16 protein-coding genes and 1 other RNA gene are annotated in these 21,467 nt (G+C 37.6%); 8 read left to right on the top strand and 9 right to left on the bottom strand.

The window, feature by feature from the left end; all coding sequences use genetic code 11:
- Position 1 precedes the first annotated feature (1 nt).
- Positions 2 to 553: an SspB family protein gene (locus ACFINE_RS05725; protein ID WP_375621353.1), complete on the bottom strand. Its 552-nt coding sequence runs from the start codon at positions 551 to 553 to the stop codon at positions 2 to 4.
- 179 nt (positions 554 to 732) lie between these two features.
- Positions 733 to 1,089: a transfer-messenger RNA gene (ssrA, locus tag ACFINE_RS05720) on the bottom strand.
- Between the two features lie 96 nt (positions 1,090 to 1,185).
- Here ssrA and ACFINE_RS05715 point away from each other — a divergent pair.
- Positions 1,186 to 1,491 (top strand): DUF2853 family protein, encoded by a 306-nt coding sequence (locus tag ACFINE_RS05715; protein ID WP_375612013.1) that lies wholly within the window; start codon positions 1,186 to 1,188, stop codon positions 1,489 to 1,491.
- A 69-nt stretch (positions 1,492 to 1,560) separates the two neighbouring features.
- Here ACFINE_RS05715 and ACFINE_RS05710 read toward each other — a convergent pair whose 3' ends face one another.
- The 3 genes from ACFINE_RS05710 to ACFINE_RS05700 form a co-directional block, all read right to left on the bottom strand.
- Positions 1,561 to 2,868: an MFS transporter gene (locus ACFINE_RS05710; RefSeq protein WP_375621352.1), complete on the bottom strand. Its 1,308-nt coding sequence runs from the start codon at positions 2,866 to 2,868 to the stop codon at positions 1,561 to 1,563.
- A gap of 650 nt (positions 2,869 to 3,518) precedes the next feature.
- A complete protein-coding gene (locus ACFINE_RS05705; RefSeq protein ID WP_375621351.1) occupies positions 3,519 to 4,829 on the bottom strand; it encodes an MFS family transporter in 1,311 nt (436 codons plus the stop codon).
- A 953-nt stretch (positions 4,830 to 5,782) separates the two neighbouring features.
- The gene (locus tag ACFINE_RS05700) at positions 5,783 to 7,090 is read right to left on the bottom strand and encodes an MFS family transporter (protein ID WP_375621350.1); all 1,308 of its coding nucleotides are present in this window, start codon (positions 7,088 to 7,090) and stop codon (positions 5,783 to 5,785) included.
- Positions 7,091 to 7,303: 213 nt separating this feature from the next.
- Between ACFINE_RS05700 and ACFINE_RS05695 the strand changes: the two genes are divergently transcribed.
- The 7 genes from ACFINE_RS05695 to ACFINE_RS05665 all read left to right on the top strand — a co-directional run bounded on the left by ACFINE_RS05695 (position 7,304) and on the right by ACFINE_RS05665 (position 16,128).
- Positions 7,304 to 8,098 (top strand): thymidylate synthase, encoded by a 795-nt coding sequence (locus ACFINE_RS05695; RefSeq protein ID WP_375612017.1) that lies wholly within the window; start codon positions 7,304 to 7,306, stop codon positions 8,096 to 8,098.
- Positions 8,095 to 8,604, top strand: a complete 510-nt coding sequence (locus ACFINE_RS05690) for a dihydrofolate reductase (protein ID WP_375621349.1) — start codon at positions 8,095 to 8,097, stop codon at positions 8,602 to 8,604. The genes ACFINE_RS05695 and ACFINE_RS05690 overlap by 4 nt, the downstream gene beginning before the upstream one ends.
- A 119-nt stretch (positions 8,605 to 8,723) precedes the next feature.
- Positions 8,724 to 9,863: an FtsH protease activity modulator HflK gene (hflK, locus tag ACFINE_RS05685; protein WP_375621348.1), complete on the top strand. Its 1,140-nt coding sequence runs from the start codon at positions 8,724 to 8,726 to the stop codon at positions 9,861 to 9,863.
- 2 nt (positions 9,864 to 9,865) lie between these two features.
- Positions 9,866 to 10,804: a protease modulator HflC gene (hflC, locus tag ACFINE_RS05680; RefSeq protein WP_375621347.1), complete on the top strand. Its 939-nt coding sequence runs from the start codon at positions 9,866 to 9,868 to the stop codon at positions 10,802 to 10,804.
- A gap of 151 nt (positions 10,805 to 10,955) precedes the next feature.
- Positions 10,956 to 12,479, top strand: a complete 1,524-nt coding sequence (locus tag ACFINE_RS05675) for a Do family serine endopeptidase (protein ID WP_375621346.1) — start codon at positions 10,956 to 10,958, stop codon at positions 12,477 to 12,479.
- A gap of 706 nt (positions 12,480 to 13,185) precedes the next feature.
- Positions 13,186 to 14,058, top strand: a complete 873-nt coding sequence (gene miaA / locus ACFINE_RS05670; RefSeq protein ID WP_375621345.1) for a tRNA (adenosine(37)-N6)-dimethylallyltransferase MiaA — start codon at positions 13,186 to 13,188, stop codon at positions 14,056 to 14,058.
- Between the two features lie 270 nt (positions 14,059 to 14,328).
- Positions 14,329 to 16,128 (top strand): acetolactate synthase 3 large subunit, encoded by a 1,800-nt coding sequence (locus ACFINE_RS05665; RefSeq protein WP_375621344.1) that lies wholly within the window; start codon positions 14,329 to 14,331, stop codon positions 16,126 to 16,128.
- A gap of 1,145 nt (positions 16,129 to 17,273) precedes the next feature.
- On the opposite strand, the gene ACFINE_RS05660 is transcribed toward ACFINE_RS05665, so the two are convergent.
- From ACFINE_RS05660 to ACFINE_RS05645, 4 genes are all read right to left on the bottom strand, one after another.
- Entirely contained in the window at positions 17,274 to 17,627 is a 354-nt protein-coding gene (locus tag ACFINE_RS05660) for a hypothetical protein (protein ID WP_375621343.1), read from the bottom strand.
- Positions 17,628 to 18,600: 973 nt separating this feature from the next.
- On the bottom strand, positions 18,601 to 19,029 hold the full coding sequence (locus tag ACFINE_RS05655) for an MFS transporter (protein WP_375621342.1): 429 nt from the start codon (positions 19,027 to 19,029) through the stop codon (positions 18,601 to 18,603).
- Positions 19,030 to 19,259: 230 nt separating this feature from the next.
- Positions 19,260 to 20,186: a D-2-hydroxyacid dehydrogenase family protein gene (locus ACFINE_RS05650; protein ID WP_375621341.1), complete on the bottom strand. Its 927-nt coding sequence runs from the start codon at positions 20,184 to 20,186 to the stop codon at positions 19,260 to 19,262.
- Between the two features lie 236 nt (positions 20,187 to 20,422).
- On the bottom strand, positions 20,423 to 21,460 hold the full coding sequence (locus ACFINE_RS05645) for a tyrosine-type recombinase/integrase (RefSeq protein WP_375621395.1): 1,038 nt from the start codon (positions 21,458 to 21,460) through the stop codon (positions 20,423 to 20,425).
- Between the last annotated feature and the right edge of the window lie 7 nt (positions 21,461 to 21,467).

Raw genomic sequence — 21,467 nt, 5'->3', positions numbered from 1 at the left:
ATTATTTTTTCCGAAAGGAATCTAAAGAGACAACATCAGCACTTTGATTTTGTTTTGCATCGTTATTTGAAGGTTCTTTATTTGTACTGAGATTTTGTTCTTTTGTAAGCGTATTTTCTATTTTTTGTTTGTTTGATAAGGTAATAGGCGTAGTTGAGGTATTTTCTGAATTTTCACTTTCTCCAGAGGTCAGATTTGAGGGCAGATCAAATGCTGCTTCAAATGCTGCTACAGGATCATAAAAGACCTGAATGGAAGTAAAAGGAATCACGAGCTTTTCGGTTATTTCCCTGAAAGAGAGGGTTACTTCGAAAGCTGTTTCTGAAACACTGAGATTTCTAAATTGATGTTGTAAGACGATTGTCATTTGCTCGGGATAGCGATTTTTTAGCCGAGGGGAAATTTTAACGCCTAGGGCATTTGTCAAAAAAGTTATAAAAAAATGATGATTTCCCGGAAGACCTGCTTTGGCAACTTCCGATAAAACTTTACGGATAACTCCACGAAGCGCATCCTGAACGAGAATATCGTAACGGATTTGATCTTTAACCATCGAAGTTTATTCCTTTTATTTCACGTAGCAGAATGGGGCGTATTGATATTGTGTGACAGAATATATTTTAAATTAGCAGATTTTTTCTACGATGCACCTCAATAAATCGAATAAATACGAAACTCTATGGTAAATAATGTCTGATAATGTCTGAAAGATCAATCAACAACATTTAAAAAAGTGAAGGCTTCTGTTGCCAGGTGCCTCCGAACCCCGCTTAAACCTGCGACGGTTTAAGACTTAAATTGAAACATTCACACCACCTTAAGCGGCGAGACGTGCTTCCGCATAGTTGTCATTTGCAACTACTCATTTAGCCCGATAACGGTGGTACAATGCCGAGTAAAAGAGCGATCTTTACACCCTTGTCGATCCTATTTCGCCCCCACCAAAATATAATTTTGATTTTTTATATTTTGGTGGAGGCGCCGGGTACCGCCCCCGGGTCCAATAGGTTTATTTCACCGTCCATTTATTACCATAGCTGGTAAACCAGCCCTCTAAATATAGATGAAGAACAGTCTTAGGAAAAGGGGGGTTGTTAATATTTTTAATCCTCTAATTATTTATGGAGCTATATGATGCGGCTGTAAAATATAGACCGCTCATTTTTGGAGAGGAGATGATGCAAAATGACAAATAATCTAGCAGATATTAAACTATATGATTCAAATCCCGATGAAGCAGCAGTAGAACGACTTAGCCGTCGTTTAGCTTTAGTGATGAAAAAGCAGGATGCAGCGCTTGTTGCTACATCGGATCCAAAAGAGTTAGAACGTGTTGAAAAATGGGTTCAAGATGTTTTAGAAGCCGATGAGAAGAGTGCTAAAATGGCTGTTTCAAAAGTGGCTGAGATGATGTCTGGAGAGCGTAGAAAAAGTCGTGTGACTTTTTATTATCTAGTTGCTAAGCACCTTAATGCACTTCATAAAATTTAAACAATATTAAATTTGTGATAATGATAAAAAAAAGCCCAATTTCTTGGGCTTTTTCGTTGATAAAAAGGGTTAATGTTTTTCATCCTCTTGGAGGTAGCCTCCTTTACGCATACTCGGGACAAAGAGAAGAGCAATGAATGCCATGATCATCACGACGGTTATATAAAAATAAAAGAGTGATTCATGACCGTACTTTTTTAATCCAAGCGCAACGTATTCAGCAGAACCACCAAATAAGGCGTTGCCAATGGCATGAGAGATGCTAACGCCTAATGCGCGTATTGAAGAGGGAAACATTGCTGATTTGACGACACCAGAGATGGATGTATACATGCTCATAATGAAGAGCAAGCCAATAATGACGGAAAAGGCAACCCATATACTATGCGTATTACCGATTATCCAGAGTCCAGGAAATGTAAAGATGGCAGAGAGTATACTCCAAATAATAAGTAAAGTTTTTGTTCCAATTTTATCGGCTATGATACCAGCTATGGGTTGGAATAGGATGAAAATGAATAGTACAGCTGTCATAATCGTTGTTGCGGTATGTTTATCAAAGCCGGTGGTTGTGATCAGATATTTTTGCATATAAGTCGTAAAGGTGTAAAACGTGAGTGATCCTCCTGATGCAAAGCATGCAATTACGACAACGGCTTTTGTATGCTTGGTGAGAAGTTCCTTAAGACTGCCAGAGTGTTTGTGAGAGCGGCTTTCTTTCGTGGTTGTTTCGTGGAGAGAACGACGCAGATAAATCGCAATCACTGCCCCGAATCCACCAATTACAAAAGGAATACGCCATCCCCATGCTTTTAACTGATCTTCAGAGAGATAAGATGCTAGAATAAATATAATGAAGCTGGCAAGAAGTTGACCTGTAATAAGGGTGGCTGATTGGAAAGAAGCAAAAAGCCCACGATGTTTTTTGAGAGCAACTTCGCTCATATAAGTGGCTGCTGTACCATATTCACCACCCGCTGAAAGTCCTTGCATCATCCGAGCTAAAAGTAAAAGGATTGCTGATGTTATTCCTAAGGTTTCATAGGTGGGAAGTATGGCGATGAAAAAAGAGCCACCACACATCATAAAAATGGATATAAGCATCGAGCGTTTACGTCCATAACGATCGGCGACAAATCCTAAAAACCAAGCTCCAATAGGGCGCATAAGAAAACCAATAAAAAACACACCTGCGGTTTTTAACAGTGGTGTAATCGTATCACCATCGGAGGGAAAAAATTGTGATGCAAAATAAATTGATGCAAATGAGTACACGTAAAAATCATACCATTCTACGAGATTTCCTGATGCGCTTGCTATAATAGCAAAAACACGTTTTCTTGCATCCTGTGATGCTGAAGTTGTTTCATTTTTCATGAATTGTTCCCCTTTTGGATTTATAGTTCATATTTTCTAAACATAATTGTTTATGATTTCCAGAAAAATTCAATGGTATTATAACAATTTCTTAGGGAAACTCTTTAAGATGATTTATTAGAGTTATGTTGTCATTCGTTTTAAGATTTTTACTTGTGTTATAGAATAAAAAGTTATCACGTTGCATTTAAAGGGAGAGGACATTGAAAAGTAGATCAAGATACCTTTAAACTTTATGAGAAGAATGCAATTATTGGCATACCGGAAGATTATAGAAGAGATGGTCTTTATGAGCAGAAAGCCCCAAAACTGAAAATATTTCAAAAAGCTTAAGTAATGTAAAAGGGGATTTTGTGTCCTTAATTATCTTATTGTATCATAACACATCATCATTTAGGAGGGTGAGGTAAGCCTCAGATAAGGTTTTCCGTATGAGGTGTTTTTTAGATATCGTGATAAATATTTAGGGTAGGGCTGCCCATAGAATCTTATCAAGTAAATTACATAAAGAGGGCAGTAACTATAGACAATTTAAAAGAAACTGAGTTGTTTGTAAGACGAATGCGGGGCGGGTTTTCGTTCTTTACTAGGGTGGAGAGGAGATCAAAAAAAGCCCAATTTCTTGGGCTTTTTTTATCCAGAAAATAAGTTTAATGAAGTCTATCGTCTTTATCGAGATATCCTCCTTTATCTATATCGGGCATAAGAAGAATAGAGATGAGTGCAATGACCATCATACCAACGATGTAAAAAAAGAAAACAGATTCGTATCCCATATTTTTTAATCCAAGCGCTACATATTCAGCAGAACCGCCAAAGAGTGCGTTGCCAATGGCAAAAGCAAATCCAACACCAATTGCTCGGATTGAAGCAGGGAACAATTCTGCTTTTATGATACCAGCAATGGACGTATAAAAACTCATAACACAGAGTATTCCAATAATAATTAAGAGTGCTGTCCATGGATTATGGGCATTACCGATCATTTTAAGTACAGGAATGGTGCAGATAATGGATAATGCCCCCCAACTAATGAGTGAAGCTCTTGCTCCAATTTTATCGGCTAGGGAACCAAAAAGGGGTTGGAGTAGCACAAAAACAAAGAGGGCGGCAGTCATTATCGTTGTTGCGGTTTGTTTATCAAAACCAGTGGTTGTGATCAGATATTTTTGCATATAAGTGGTGTATGTATAAAATGTGAGAGATCCACCAGCTGTAAAGCCAACAACCAAAAAGAAAGCTTTTTTATGATTACGAAAAAGTTCTTTAAGACTACCAGCGTGTTGTTCAGAGCGGCTTTTGAGGGTTGTTGTTTCATGAAGCAAGCTACGCAGATAAATTGCAACGATTGCTCCAAAGCCACCAATGATAAAGGGAATACGCCATCCCCATGCTTTTAACTGATCCTCGTTAAGGTAAATGGCTAAAATAAATATTATAAAACTTGCCAGAAGTTGACCTGAGATCGTTGTTGCATATTGAAAAGAAGCAAAGAGACCACGACGATTTTTGGGCGCAACTTCACTCATATACGTTGCTGCTGTACCATATTCACCGCCAACGGAAAGCCCTTGAAACATACGGATTAAAAGGAGAAGAAATGCTGCTGTTATTCCCAAGGTTTTATAAGTGGGAAGTATGGCAATGAGAAAAGAGCCACCACACATCATAAAAACAGAAATAAGCATTGAGCGTTTACGTCCATAACGATCCGCAATGTATCCAAAGAGCCATGCTCCAATTGGACGCATAAGAAAGCCAATAAAAAAGATTCCTGCCGTTTTTAACAGTTGTGTAACAATATCTTCATCTTCAGGAAAAAATTGTGATGCAAAATAAACCGATGCAAAGGAGTAAGCATAAAAGTCGTACCATTCTACCAGATTTCCTGATGCGCTGGATATGATAGCAAAAATACGTTTCCTTGTATCATTTGGATCTAAAGTTGTTTGATTATTCATGAAGTATTCCCCTTTTAGATTTATAACTTTTCTTCTTTTTAAAGCTATTTACGATGTGCATTATAAAAACGCTATTGTATCATGATAATTTTTTAGGGAAACATAAAGATTTTTTCTAGAGCTATCAGTGGTGTTTTGGGCTCATGGTGTTGTTACATTGCGTAAATTATACGCTTTTTACTATCCTTAAGGAAATATTATTTTTTGTTTGATTGTGAATTATTTGCATATGCAGAGTGTTTATGAAGATATGATACTCTTTAGTTTATATGCTTGATGTTGTTTCGTAAAATGATGTTACTGACTATTGCATGCTAGGTTGGTGTATCAGTTAAAATACTTTTTAGGAATGATCTTAAGTGTTAAGGGGGAGTACAATATTAAGAGTTCCTCAATAGTATAATGATAGCGGCTTGCACTTTTATTAAGTGTAAAGAGAGTGATGCCTATGTTTATACTTTACGGGGCTTTTACGTGATGTCATTCACGGGTGCCGTTGTGAAATGGAGTTGGGTGCATTGAGAAATGTTTCTCAAAAAAGTGTGCGAATTTATAATAAAATGGTATTTTCTATTTTTCATGAAAGGATTTGTTTTGCATGAGGGGGTACTATTAAGAACGTATTAAACAAAATCATGAGTGTAATCTTTATTATTGATAAAATTTCTTGAAAGATAATCACTTTTCTTCGATTTTGAGTGGGCATGGGAATATTAAAATAAATCAAACGTTTTTTATCTTCAGTGAATTAAATTCAGCTAAAGAAGTATTTATTACATAATAATATGAAGCCATTTATTTTTATAAGCGGCGTGTGCAGGAGGGAACATTGCTTCTTTAGAGTGTTTGAAGGGATAAAAAATTGTGAGCTTTAAACTTCTATCGGAAAGGATATAAAAAAGCCCAGTACTCTGGGCTTTTTTATTAAAATCCTTGTTTGTTAACATTAAAGGTTAATGAATATCGTCTCCTTGTAAATACCCTTTTTTGCGAGCATCTGGCATTAAGAGAACAGCAATGAATGCAATAATCATCATGCCGGTTATATAAAAATAGAAGACAGATTCATATCCAAGATCTTTTAATCCAAGCGCGACATATTCAGCAGAACCGCCAAACAGTGCGTTGGCAATAGCATAAGAGAGCCCAACTCCTATTGCTCGTACTGAAGCGGGAAACATTTCTGATTTTACAATGCCAGAGATAGATGTATAAAAGCTCATAATGCAGAGCATTCCAGTAATGACTGATAAAGCAATCCATGTACTATCAGTACTACCAATCATATTAAGTCCAGGAATGGTAAAGATAATAGATAAGACACTCCAAATAAGGAGTGAAGTTCTTGTTCCAATTTTATCTGCAAGAGCACCAAAGAGGGGTTGGAGTAACATGAAAACAAAGAGTGCAGCTGTCATGATTGTTGTGGCTGTATGTTTATCAAAGCCAGTGGTTGTGATCAGATATTTCTGCATGTAAGTCGTATAGGTGTAGAATGTGAGCGATCCTCCAGCTGTAAAGCCAATAACCAGAAAGAAAGCTTTTCGGTGGTTGCTCAGAAGTCCCCTAATACTACCAGCTTGTGCACTAGAACGACTTTCTTTGGTCGTTGTCTCATGGAGTGTGCGGCGTAGATAAATCGCAACAATTGCGCCGCATCCACCAATGGCAAATGGAATACGCCAGCCCCACGCTTTTAGCTGATCTTCGGTGAGATAAAGCGCTAAAATGAATATAACGAGACTGGCTAGAAGTTGACCTCCAATCAGTGTGGTATATTGGAAAGAGCTAAAAAATCCCCGGCGATTTTTGAGGGCGACTTCGCTCATATAAGTTGCTGTTGTACCATATTCACCACCGACAGAAAGCCCCTGAAGCATTCTGAGTAAAAGTAAAAGAATTCCTGCTGCCATTCCAATGGTTTCATAGGTAGGAAGTAGGGCGATTAAGAACGAACCACCACACATCATAAAAACAGAGATAAGCATTGAGCGTTTGCGTCCGTAACGATCGGCAATGAAGCCAAAAAGCCATCCGCCGATTGGGCGCATAAGAAAACCAATAGCAAAAACACCCGCCGCTTTTAAAAGTTGCGTAACGTCATTGCCATCTGAGGGAAAGAATTGTGATGCAAAATAAATAGATGTAAAGGAATAAACATAAAAGTCATACCATTCTACTAGATTACCTGATGCACTGGACACGATAGCCCAGATACGTTTTCTTGTATCATGTGGTTTTAAAGCTTCTTGTTTTTCCATAGTCGATCCCTTTATTTGATGTTCATCCATCTTTGTTCATTTATGTCATTTTTTTAGAAGCTGTCTATAGTATTTTATCTTTTGCATCAAAAATTTAGTCAGATCATGATAATTTCTTGTGTAAGATGTTTTTGGAAAAAGATTTGAATTATGTTTGTACGGATTTTACAGTTTTTATTTTCTATAATAAGAAGAATCGGACATAATACCCTCATGAAATCATATCTTGCTCTTTTATCTCATGTTTTAAATCAGGGTATTGATCGGACAGATCGAACGGGTGTTGGAACGCGATCTATCTTTGGGTATCAGATGCGCTTTGATTTACAAGCAGGATTTCCGTTGTTGACAACAAAGAAACTACACTTACGTTCAATTATTTATGAACTTTTGTGGTTTCTTAAAGGCGATACAAATATCGCTTGGTTGAAAGAGCATGGTGTGTCAATTTGGGACGAGTGGGCTGATGAAAAGGGAAATCTTGGTCCTGTTTATGGTTATCAGTGGCGTTCTTGGCCTGCTCCTGATGGACGCCATATTGATCAAATTAACAATCTTTTAACGATGATTAAGGAAACGCCAGATTCTCGTCGTTTGATTGTATCAGCTTGGAATCCTGCATTAATAGAGGAAATGGCGTTGCCTCCGTGTCATTGTCTTTTTCAATTTTACATTGCGGAGGGGAAATTATCTTGTCAACTTTATCAGCGTTCGGCGGATATTTTCTTAGGTGTTCCATTCAATATTGCATCCTACGCATTGCTAACGATGATGATTGCGCAAGTAAGCGGTCTTAAAGTAGGCGATTTTATTCATACTCTGGGAGATGCTCATCTTTATTCTAATCATTTTGAACAGGCAAAATATCAATTGTCTCGTAGACCAAATGCTTTGCCATGTATGCGCATAAATCCAGCGGTAACAGATCTTTTTTCTTTTCAATTTGAGGATTTTGAGTTGCTTAATTATGAAGCACAACCCCATATTAAAGCGCCGGTAGCAATATGACGATTTCCATTTGTTTAATTGCTGCTGTTGCAGAAAATGGTGTTATCGGTCGTGAAGGTGTAATGCCGTGGCATTTATCAACGGATTTGCAACGCTTTAAAGCTTTGACATTGGGTAAGCCCATTGTTATGGGGCGAAAAACTTGGGATTCTATTGGGAGACCTTTACCAGGGCGTACAAATATCGTTATTACTCGTGATTGTACCTTTTGTGCTGAAGGGGCTGTTGTTGCTCACTCTTTATCGCAAGCTTGTTCTCTTGCAACAAATGTTGCTTCTCAAAATGATGTAGAGGAAATTTTTATTATTGGTGGTGGTGAAATTTTTCAACAAGGGTTGCATATGGCTGATAAAATATTCCTTACAGAAGTTTTAGCTTCTATAGAAGGTGATAGTTTTTTTCCTGTTTTTGATAAAGAAAAGTGGACTATTGTGCAAACACAAGATATTCCAAAAGGGGATAAAGATAGTCATCCGACACGTTTTGTTGTTTATGAGCGGAAATAATTTTTTGTAATATGAAGTGGAAGGGTTTATCAGTTGTATTGTAATGAGGTAAGAGACACCCTATAAGATCAAGCAAATGGTTGGTGTTCGAGTAGTGGTAATCAGTTAAAGAGGTGATAATGCCCTGGACAAATCAAAATGGTGGTGGCCCGTGGAGTGGCGATAAAAACAGTGGTGACAAAAAAACACCAGCTAAGAATCTCTTTGGTTCTGGTGGCGGTAATGGTGGCGAAAATGGTCCTAATCTTAATGAAATTTTGCGCAAAGGGCAGGATCAATTTAAACAATTCGGGAGAAGTAGTTTTTCTGTTTTATTCCTTCTGCTTATTGTGTTTTTTTGGCTATATCAGTCAATTTATATTGTTCAGCAAAATGAACAAGCGGTAGAGTTGCGCTTTGGCATCCCTAAAGAAGGCATTATTGGTGATGGGTTGCATTTTCATTTTTGGCCAATTGAGACCTATATGAAAGTCCCTTTAACGGAAAAAACAATCGCGATTGGTGGGAAGCCCGGTCAGGCGCAACAAAGTGATGGTTTAATGCTTTCGAGTGATCAAAATATCGTTAATGTTAATTTTTCCGTTTATTATCGGATTTCATACCCTAGTCAGTTTTTATTCAATGTGAATGATCAAGAGGGAACTGTCCGCCAAGTTGCTGAGAGTGCAATGCGTGAGGTCATTGGTTCGCGGCCGGTTGATGATGTTTTACGTGACAAGAAAGAAGAAGTTGCTAATGACGTTAGAAAGATTATCCAGTTGACTGTGGATAAATATCAACTTGGTGTCGAAATAAGCCGTGTTTCTATCAGTGAAGCTGCTCCTCCGACAAAGGTTGCTGCTGCGTTTAATTCTGTTCAGCAGGCGGAGCAGGAACGTGGAAGAATGATTGAAGAGGGGAATCGTGTGCGTTTTACGAAAATTGGTTTAGCAAATGGTGAAGCTTCACGCACACGGGAAATCGCAAAAGGTGAAAAGGCACAAATGGTTGAAGAGGCAACAGGGCGTGCTGAACGTTTTCAGGCGATAGCTCGAGAGGCTGCGATTTCACCAGAAGCTGCTCGCTACCGTCTCTATATGGAGACGATGGGGCGGATTCTTTCTTCACCAAATAAGCTGGTTCTTGATCAGGCAAATTCTCCAGCGGTGCCTTATTTACTTTTGAATGAATTGTTGCGTAGCAAGTCATCGGAAAAAGTAAAGGCAACAGCAGCGCGTCCTGCGTTACTCTTAGATTCTCGTATTTCTGGAGGAGATTAATTATGCAGCAATCTCGCTTTTTGTTTGTTTTTAGTGCTATAGTGTTTGTTTTGATGATTTTGTGGATGTCCGTATTTATCGTCTATCCTCGTCAACAAGTAGCAATTAAGCGTTTTGGACAAATTGTTCAGGTAGAATCTAATCCTGGAATCTATTTCAAGGCGCCCTTTATCGATAAGATGATCATTGTTGATAATCGGTTATTGCGTTACGATGTTCCTACACAATCTGTACAGGTTCGTGGTGGTGCGTATTATGAGGTGGATGCGTTCTTTATTTACCGTATTACAGATCCTAAGTTGTTTTTACAGCGCATTGCTTCTGGGCGTCCACAAATTGCGGCACGTGAAAACCTTGCACCACGGTTTATTGACGCTTTGCGTGCTGTTTATGGTAAGCGAGAATTTAAAGCAGCCTTATCGGATGAACGAGGCGCGATGATGGCTGAAGTACAGAAGCAATTTTCTGTAGATGCAGGCTCGTTGGGTATTACCATTGTTGATGTGCGTATTCGTAAAACCGATTTGACTGATGCTGTTTCAGAAGATGTCTATCGGCAAATGGCAGCTGAACGTGAAGCTGCTGCGGAAAATATCCGGGCTCGTGGTCAGCAGGAGCGAGATCGTATTGTGGCAGAAGCTAATCGTGAATATGAAGAAATTGTAGCAGCTGCAAAGCGTGATGCTGAAATTACCCGCGGTGAAGGTCAAGCTGAAAGTATTCGTCTTTTATTGAATGCGAGGGAGGCTAATCCGTCTTTTTACGATTTTTGGTTGGCGATGGAACAATACAAGAATTTAGAGAAAACACCGATGGTGATTTCTCCAAATGAGGATTTCTTTTTCTATTTTCGTAATCCGCCGCAGGCAAATAAAGCATTCTTACCGACAATGAATACTGGCTTCAGTAAAACTGATCCAAAATCGGGAGAGAATAGATAAAATAATGGATTGCAGATACGAGATTTTGCATGAAAAGAATGATCTGTGACCATTTTCTTTTATGGTAAAAGTGGTAGAGAGTATCGAGCCGTGCTGGTTTTACGTAGATAAATTTAGTGGGGCTCTTTGCATCTTTGATTAAAGGCATGTCATGGATAGAAGTGTCGTGAGTAAAAATACGTTTTTAAAGTTTTTTATCACAAGAGTTGTTTTTTGTGTGACTTTGTTTCTATCAGGATCAGTGAGTTTGTCTTGGGGAGCCGAGACAAGCAAGGCATTGCTTTCTATTCCTGATTTAGCTTCTGAGCTTTTGGAAACAGTTGTGAATATTTCTACGGCGCAGACTGTTGAAGGAACAGAACAGGATGCAAACACCTCGGTACCCGTTATCCCAAAAGGTTCATTGCTGGAGGAATATTTCAGTGATTTTTTTACACCCAAGGATGGTCAAAAAGATAGTCAATTTCAAAAGGTGCGTTCTTTAGGTTCTGGTTTTGTGATTGATGCGCAAAAAGGGATTATTGTTACAAACTATCATGTTATTGTAGATGCTGATGATATTGAAGTTAATTTTACGGATGGTACAAAACTAAAGGCAAAGCTTCTTGGAAAGGATAGCAAAACTGATTTGGCGTTGCTTCAAGTCGATGCAGGAAGTAAAAAATTAAAAGCTGTGCGTTTTGGTGACTCAGAAAAAGCACGTATTGGTGACTGGGTTATGGCTATTGGTAATCCTTATGGTTTTGGTGGAAGTGTGACGGTTGGTATTATTTCTGCACGTAACCGTGATCTTAATGCTGGTCCCTATGATAATTTTATTCAAACAGATGCAGCAATTAATCGGGGAAATTCTGGTGGGCCGTTATTTGATAGAAATGGTGAAGTCATTGGCATTAATACAGCAATTGTTTCACCTTCGGGAGGATCTATCGGTATTGGATTTGCTATTCCATCGGATATGGCTCTTTCTGTTATTAATCAATTGCGTGATTTTGGAGAAATAAGGCGTGGTTGGTTGGCTATTCGTATTCAGCCGGTAACAGAGGATATTGCAAAAAGTTTAAAATTGGACAATGCTGTGGGAGCATTGGTGGCTGGTAAAATAGAACAGACGGAAGAAAATAATGTAGATAATAGCCAGTTACAAACTGGAGATGTTATTCTTTCCTTTGGTAATTCCAAAATTAAGCATGCACGTGATTTGCCGCGTTTAGTTGCAGAAAGTTCAGAAGGAAAAGTGGTGGACGTTACTATTTTACGCAATGGGCAAGAAGCAACAGTAAAAGTTAAGCTTGGACGTTTGATTGAAACAGATCCAAATGAAGATACAGAAGAAGTTGATGATAAAAAAAATCAAGATCTGTCGAAAAACGTGACAATGCAATTTATGGGAATGACGTTATCTGAACTGACAGAGGATTTGCGTCATCGTTATTCAATTTCAGATAAACTTCGAGGACTAGTGGTGACATCTGTTGCACAAAATAGTGCCGCGGATAAAAAGCGTATTCGCGTTGGTGAAGTGATTGTTGATATCAATCAGAGTTCTATCACAACAATTGATGAGGCTAAAAAACGTATTCATAAATTACGTGAAGCTGGACGCAAAAATGCTCTATTTATTGTAGCGCGTCCAGATGGAGAGTTACGGTTCGTAACGCTCCTAATGGATTGATCCTTAAAAAATTATTTTTTGTTTTTTATCAGCCTTAGTGTGTGGGATATTTTGCAAGTCAGCCATGTGATGTCCAATATTTCTCAAGCTCATTTCACGATAGAGAGCATGGGGTGTGCAATATAAAATCCATTGGAAATCATTATATCTTTATGCTGAATATCAAAGTATAAATTGGTGTCATCATAGTATTTTTCAGTTCTCAATATTGTAACAGCCTAGACTTTGAAATGCTGCATAAGAGATATTGGTACACCTTTCTTAAGTCAATTTTTATCTCTGCTTGTGATGCGCAAGTAAATGGTATTGATATGATGCTTTATGAGGCTCTTATTATAAACCGGCGTAGCATGCTATTTTTATAGGAAAAAATAAAGCTATTTGATTGTATAGATTAAACTTAGTATTATTTTCATAAATGATGACAAAGAGTATATTTTTAATGGCCTTAACGGACAGAATTATTATAGCTGTGGTTTGTTATTGAATTACGATAGCAAAAAATGCTTGGAAATTCCTTTGGTGTTGTTATTAAGTCCATTTTTTCTTTTTTATAAGTTTCATAAGGGGCTTTGTCTTAAGGGGAATTTGTGTTCGTATTTTTTGTTTGAAGTATTTACTCTATGATAATGGAGAGAAAATACAGGAAGGCTTTGGGGGTGTCTGCATGTTGTAATAAATTATTGATTGGGAGAAATTGCTATTCATGGCACAGAGAACAGTTACATTAATAGCGGGGCCAACGGCAAGTGGGAAGTCAGAACTTGCCTTGCAAATGGCTCAAGAAAAAAATGCTCTCATTATTAATACTGATTCAATGCAGGTTTATGATGTTTTAAATATTTTAACGGCACGGCCGGGGGAGGCTGATACCGCGATTGTTCCCCATTATCTTTATGGTCATGTGAGTCCTATTTTGAATTATTCGGTAGGGCAATGGTTGTGTGATGTCGAGAAGCTATTGACTACTTTTTCTTTAAGATCAGTTATTTTTGTTGGTGGGACAGGACTTTATTTTCGTGCTCTTTTAGAGGGGATTTCGGAAATCCCTCATGTTCCAGATGTTGTGCGGCAGAAGTGGCGTTTGCTGCTTGATAAAGAGGGACCTGAAAGTCTTTATCGCCAGTTGTTGCAGATTGATACTGTTGTTGCTGAAAAAATTTCTTCGCACGATAGACAGCGTATTGTCCGTGCTTTGGAAGTTTATGATGCAACCGGTAAGACGCTCAGTTGGTGGCAGAAACAAAAAACAACACCTATCATTGCGCCGAATTTGACCGAAAAAATTCTTCTCATGCCACCACGTTCTCTGCTTTATGAACGTATTCATAAACGCTTGGATTCTATGATTGAAAGAGGAGCTTTAGAAGAAGTGGTGGCTATGAAAAAACTTAAACTTTCCCCTTCTTTACCAGCAATGAAGGCTATTGGTATACCTGAATTTATGGCTTATTTGGATGGATATAGAAGCTTTGAGAATGCTCTTGAAGCGGTAAAAATACAAACGAGGAGATATGCAAAAAGACAAATGACATGGTTTCGTAATCAATTTGATGAAGAATGGATGCTTACTTTTTGATAAAAGAGTTAGAGCTTTGCAAAGAAACTTATCGAAAGATAAAAGATAATTCGTGAAAAAGAAATTTTTTAGAAAATATAATTTTTTATTGACGAATGGTATCAATGGAATTAGAAATCTCTCTACAAGGAATTTTTTATATATTTTATACGTTGGAATAATGGGGGTAATCATACAGTATGTGTTGTGTAATGGGCTCCTTTGGGGGCTTTTTTTATGGGCTCCGTTAGGGGCTTTTTTATTGTCCTATAAAGTAGGTGAGTGGGAAAAATGAGAAATGATCCAAGAAAGCAAGAGAGTGCAGATGGAAAAATAATGTCGGGCGCTGAAATAGTGGTTCAAGCTCTTATAGATCAAGGCGTTGAACATATTTTTGGTTATCCTGGTGGGGCTGTTTTGCCTATTTTTGATGTTCTTTATCACCAAGATACACTCCAGCATATTTTGGTGCGCCATGAACAAGCCGCAGGGCATGCAGCTGAAGGCTATGCACGCAGCACAGGGAAGGTAGGGGTTATGCTTGTGACTTCTGGTCCAGGGGCAACGAATGCTGTTACACCTTTGCAAGATGCTCTTATGGATTCGATACCTCTTATTTGTTTTTCTGGGCAGGTGTCAACAACGGTGATTGGAACAAATGCTTTTCAAGAGGCTGATACAGTTGGAATTACAAAGCCTTGTACGAAGCGTAATTGGCTGGTTAAAAATGTCAATGATCTTGCGGCTATTATTCATGAAGCTTTTTTTCTTGCTCAATCAGGTCGTCCTGGGCCGGTTTTGATTGATATTCCTAAGGATGTTCAATTTGCTTCAGGATTTTATAGAGCACCTCAAGTTCAGGAGTCTTTACATTCTTTTCCATCGTTGAAAGGGAATACTAAGGCTATTGAATCTGCCGTTTCTCTTTTAGTTGAGGCAAAACGCCCTATTATTTATTCTGGTGGTGGTGTTATTTCATCGGGGATGAAAGCTATACAGCTTTTACGTAATTTGGTTCAATTGGGGGATTTTCCGATTACTTCAACATTAATGGGACTTGGTGCTTATCCTGCTTCCGGTAAAAATTGGCTTGGAATGCTTGGAATGCATGGAACCTATGAGGCTAATATGGCCATGCATGATTGTGATGTCATGTTAGCTGTTGGAGCACGATTTGATGATCGTATCACCGGGCGCCTTGATGCATTTGCACCTCATGCGCGTATTATTCATATTGATATTGACCCTTCTTCTATCAATAAAATTGTAAAAGCAGAAGTTCCAATTATTGGTGATGTGGCTTGTGTTTTAGGAGATATGACGCAACTCTTAAAGATACAGCAACCAGCGTTTAACAGTGAAGTCCGTGAGGCGTGGTGGACGCAAATTAACCGTTGGAAAGCTCGTAATTCATTGGCATATGCGGAGAAAAAAGATGTCATTATGCCGCAATATGCTCTTGAACGGCTGTATGCTTTTACCAAAGATGCGAATGCTTATATTACAACGGATGTCGGGCAGCATCAGATGTGGGCAGCGCAGTATTATCATTTTGATGAACCAAAACATTGGATGACTTCTGGTGGTCTTGGAACGATGGGATATGGTTTACCTGCTGCTATAGGTGTTCAAATAGCGCATCCTGATGCGCTTGTTGTGTGTATTTCTGGTGATGCCTCCATTCAGATGAATATTCAAGAGCTTGCAACAGCTATTCAGCATGACACACCGGTGAAAATTTTCATTTTAAATAATCAGTATATGGGAATGGTCCGCCAGTGGCAGCAATTGCTGCATGGTAATCGTCTTTCTCATTCTTATACGGAATCTATGCCTGACTTTGTGAAATTGGCACAAGCTTATGGAGCCGTGGGAATTCATTGTTCAAAACCCGATGAACTTGATGATAAAATTCAGCAGATGATTGACTGTGATAAGCCTGTTCTTTTTGATTGTCGTGTTTATCATTTAGAAAACTGTTTTCCTATGATCCCATCGGGATGTGCTCATAATGAGATGTTATTACCCGATGAGGCAAGCGAAGAAGCTATTGCAAATGCTATTTCTTCCGCGGGAAAGATTCTTGTATAAAATGAATATGTTAACAAAATGCTGAAGGATGGTGATGATGAAGTCTTTGGAGTCTTCATCTCTGTCACTTCTTTGTGGAGAGTTCTTATTATCCTTAGAGCTCATTTTATGATTTTCATTCTTTGTTTAAAGACATGGGGTGTATTATTATTTGTTCATCTAAAAAATGTTATAAGTCGTGTGCACAAGTATGTTTGAATTTATTTGTACGCGATGTTTGTTTTTTTAATTCATATGTTCACATTAATAGCTATTTCGTTGCATTTTTTAGATAATACATTGAATTATCTGTTATAAATTAATTATGTTGTCTCATATATGAATGATTTCATCGTGCAAGAAAAAAAGCCACACTGCTTGAAGGGTGCAACCATGCAAACCGTCATATTTGTGAAAACAATAGAAAAGTTTGTCACTATGTTTTGGTTTCGCATTATGAAATTACTCCAAATCACTCTTTCAAGGGCTTGATAGGAGAATCCCCTAGCGACTTGAAAAGAAGGGCAAATATAACAAAAAGCAAATGCAGTCATAGAAAATCAATTGGCCACCATAGCCTATAATCAGGTAGTAGCCTCACCTGATTATGCGGGAGGAATCTATACATATGAGATATGTAGTCAATATATATAAATCAGAATAATACTCACCATTATATCATTATCAGGACATTAGCATTGAAAATCAAATACTCTTTCTTTTATTTGTTCTACATATCTATGATTCCATAAATCTGCAGACACAAACACTCTTTGAATCCACCGCATTGGGTTTTCATAACGATCAAATGATCCATAAAATTTATCTCTAGAGTGTAGAGCCATTCTGTTATCAATGTATAATAATCTTATGGGTTGTACATCAATTCCAAAAGATACAGCCTTAATAGCTTCATAAAAATGATCTGAAGCTTTCTTGGCTTTTTTGACTGTGGCTCTAACATGCCTGGATAAAAAACAGCGCTGATATCTGGGAATTCACCGTCCCCTTGAACTAGGGGCACTTTACTTGTAGAGGTTACCCCATTTTTTCTCCATCTATAGGGAACATTAATTATATATAAATTATCCCTTAAGCTCCTCAAATCCTCCTCACTTAAAAGTTTTAAAGCTAGACGTGTATCAGATATTCTCGTTAACGGGCCATCAACACCATTGCGAACACCAGATAAAATTATCCCCTTTAGGAGATAAATTTAAACTCGTTATAAATTTTAGTGCAGCATTTTCTGTATGAAAATCTAACTCAACTTCAGATCCTAATCCTGTATAATCTTTTTTATTATCCTCTAAAGGAACTATGTTATTTACTATATGTTCGCCTTCAAACTTAATTGAATAAGGCTCTCCGATCAATAAAGAAAACATCATAATTAAATTTTCGCTAATATAGCCACTTTTACAAGACGCATCTAAATTATAAGGATTAGGTGACGTATTAATTTGTCTATCAATTGGAAGATTTTCAAAGATTAGATATGGTCTGGGAGTAATAGACACCTTTTGGTTCATAAGAATTGTTAATATTCTATGGGGTAGCAGCGAAAATGCTATTTTTTAGCTCAACCGAATATTCAATACCACCCGTATGGATCATAAATAACATGGTCTAAAGCCTCTCAAAGTTTGTCTCTTTCGATATTGCTCAACTCAAAAGTATTTTCATTTATCATTATAATTTCCTCCCCAATTATATTTCCCTACTTTCTTATTAAGAAAAGTGAAAAAACAATAATTAAAATCAGCCATGTTAGTAAATAAGTTTCTGTAAAATCTTGGATTAATCCAAATAATCGTGGAGCAGTAATGATTGCGATTTGATTTATAGACATTCCTAAATCCAGAGAAAAGCCAACGTTTTCTTTCGGCGAAGAGTCTACAATATAAGCAACCCAAGGGCCATACTATCCCATTCCTCCAAAAACTAACCAAGCAGATAAAATAGTTAAATAAATTATCGATCCACTCATGCTCAAAATTAATATTAAAAATCCAAAAACGATTGCAATCATGCAAAACAAGACAGGAAAAAATCGTCCTTTTCTACAATGATCACTCCACGCTGCTAAAATAATTCTTCCTAAGGCACCAGAAGCCTGTGAAACAAAAAATAAATAAGCACTTTTATCTAGAGACAGGTGATAAATTCTATAAAAATAAATCGTTATAAAAATGGTTAAAACATATTAAACGATCACAAGTGAAACGTTTGAAAAAATATTATTCTTCATATGCGGCGCAGCCACATCGCAAGACGTGACCTTACATTTGCATAGAACGAAATTTTTGCCTTGCTTTCTGGAACGATAGTGATAACTTTTGCTGGTGAGTGATAAAAATAATAAATATACATCCACCTAAAAAAGAAACTATGGTACCGACCAAAAACGCACCTTGTATGCCATAGACAAGGGCACTCGCAGGAATAACTATACCCAGCTAATGCCTCTACCTAATGGTAGCCCCGCCTGCCTTATTCCCATTGCAAATCCGCGTTGCGATTGTGGAAACCATGAAGAAACGGATTTAGCACTACCGAGTTGAGCAGAACTATAAATCCCCCTACAATTAGCAAACAAACCAAAAGGGAAATATAGTTATCTGCGATTGCTTCCAACAAAAGAGCGACAGAAACGCCGATCGCGCCAACTCCAATAATATAGTGCTCGTTAAACTTGTCTAGTAATTCACCAGCTACAAGTAATCCAATAATAGGTAGGAACTGCGCTGCTGAAGATAGTAAACCTATCTGAGAGTCACTAAGCGAGAAATCCTTCTTAAAAAATTCAGCTAAAGGACCAATCCCTTGAACAAAGAAGCAGGCTGATGCTTGAGCGATTGTGGCAACAAGTAATACAATCCATCTATAATAATTTTTTTCTATAAATTTATTATTGCCCACTATGCCCCCTCCAATTAAAGTGCATTCCAATGAAGTAGCCTTTTTTAATAATGATTGCAATAATAAATGAGGTATTTTATGCTGATTACATAAAAATCTGTCAATACGATTGGTATGAATATGAAAGCTAAGGAATATGCTTAATTTAAGGAAATAAGCTATTATGTGTCGTACAAATTTGATATGCTAGTGATATAAGATAAATTTTACAAACATTGGCTCAGCCAGCATTAAGTGCTCTTTATAAAAGACGCTATATTTTGGCAAGCTTTTTCAATATAATTCTCAAAGCTTTCTTCAGTCACATAGCCCAGATGCGGTGTGCAAAGAACTCTATCTGATTGCAATAATTTGCTTTCATATACTGGCTCGCTGTCATAAACATCCAGTGCAAAGTAAATTGAATTTTCCAAACTTAGTATTTTTTCTATCGCCCCTTTTTCAACCAAAGCTGAACGCGCTGTGTTGACAAAAATAGCATGAGGTTTCATGCTCAATAGATCATCTAATTTTATGATTTCTCTGGTTTTATCGCTTAAACGTAAATGGACGGATATAACGTCAGGACGTGTAAAAAATTCATCTTTTGAATGCGTAAAATGATAACCTAAATTTTTTGCTTCTTGCGTTGAACGCTCGCTCCCATAAACCAAAATGGACATGCCAAAAGCTTGAGCATATTGAGCAACCATTTTACCAATACGGCCAAACCCGAATATTCCAAGAGTAGCCCCTTTCATTTGGTTGCCAAATGTTGTTTGCCATCGTCCTTTTTTCATATCAGATACAGATTTACAGAGTTTTCTACGCGCAGACATAATTAAGAGCCACGCAAATTCAGCAGCAGAAGTTGGATCTCCACCACCGTCTAATATTTCAATTCCTAAGTCTCTACAAGTTTCTATATCAATATGTGAACCTATAGGGCCTGTTTGGCAGATTAATTTTAAATTTGGCAGTTTCAGGAGAAGATTTCTATCAACTATAGTCCGCTCTCTGATTAAGATAAGAATATCTATCTCTTTGAGCTTATCTTCTAAATCACATTCTTTAGCTAAATTATTTATAACCAGCACTTCATGTGATGTCATTAATTTTGTAATAGACTGTAATGTTAGGGTGGCTTTTTGATAGTCATCTGGAATTAATATTTTCAATTTAAACCTCCCGTTTCATTCATCAATATTTGAGCTCATTATTTCATTTCTAAAACAACCAAAAAGCAATCTCATCGCTGATATTTTGACATAACGCCAAGCCTATTAACAAATTATATCCCTTGATTTATTGTTATTTCTAGCAACGGTAACAAATAATAATTAAATCAAAAAGTTATATTTGTAGTAAGGGATTAGGTGCTTATTGATTCTATTATGTTTTTTTATCTCTATCCCTAACTTTTTTGGAGCTTTTGTATCGATTCAAGGGAGAGTTTTTTGCGATCTGCGCTCTTGGTATAAAGAGATGCCATACTGTCATTTGTCCAGCCAAAGAGTGCTTTCAATTGTGATACTGTTGCACCAGAGTTAGCTGCGCGTGTTGCTGCTAATTTTCTTAAGCCATGCGCTGATTTTTTGATACCTGCTTGGGTACAAGCATTATAAAATGTAATTCCGAAGCTTTTTTTGGGTATTTTTTTCCCGCGTTTACCACAAATGAATGTTTCTTCTCCAATAGGACCAACTTCAAGCGTTTTGGCTAATTCCGGTAAAATAGGTAGAAAGACATCTGTTTTAAATTGGCTCTTTTCTGTTTTGATGTGAATGATATTATCTTTGACGTCTTTCCAGCCAATGCGGACCGCATCACCACGACGCAGACCCGTATATAAAAGAACATCAATCCAAACACGTTCATGGGTACCATGTGACCAGCGTTGGTAATATTTTTCAACATCTTCTTCTGTCCAAACGGGAAAGCCCTCTTTATTTTTAAGAGGAGGTCTTGTGATACCTAAAGTAGGGTTGCTTTCCAAAAGTCCGTGTTCAATTGCCCATTTAAAAAGCCCATTTAGGGATTGTAGAAAGTCTCTAGCCATTGCTGGTGTTTCTTTGCGCCGTTCAACACCGGCTATGATATGTTTCTTTTCGATTGCTTGGTATGAAATGTGACCTATAGTATCGCACACTTTCATAAGAGTGTATTCTCTTTGTTTCTTTGTGGCTTTAGCGAGGTTATGCCAATTGGAGCTATTAAAATACTGTTTAAGGAGCCATGCGAATGAACCTTCGACTAGCTTACCAGTTTTTGATTTAGGAAGTATAAGCCCTTGTAACTCGGCAAGTGCGCTTTTGTAGTTGTCAACAAACTCTTGCGTTCCATAGGTTCCGCGGATTCTAATACGTGGTCCATGACCAATACGTACATACCATATAATTTTACCATGACGTGTGACTTCTTTGACAAGATGAGGAGGACGTGGTTTTGGCATGGTATTT

The sequence above is a fragment of the Bartonella sp. AA97HXZ genome (genome assembly GCF_042196985.1).
Taxonomy (GTDB): domain Bacteria; phylum Pseudomonadota; class Alphaproteobacteria; order Rhizobiales; family Rhizobiaceae; genus Bartonella.
The sequence above is the reverse complement of the archived record's forward strand: the minus strand, read 5'-3'. Positions and strand labels throughout refer to the sequence as shown.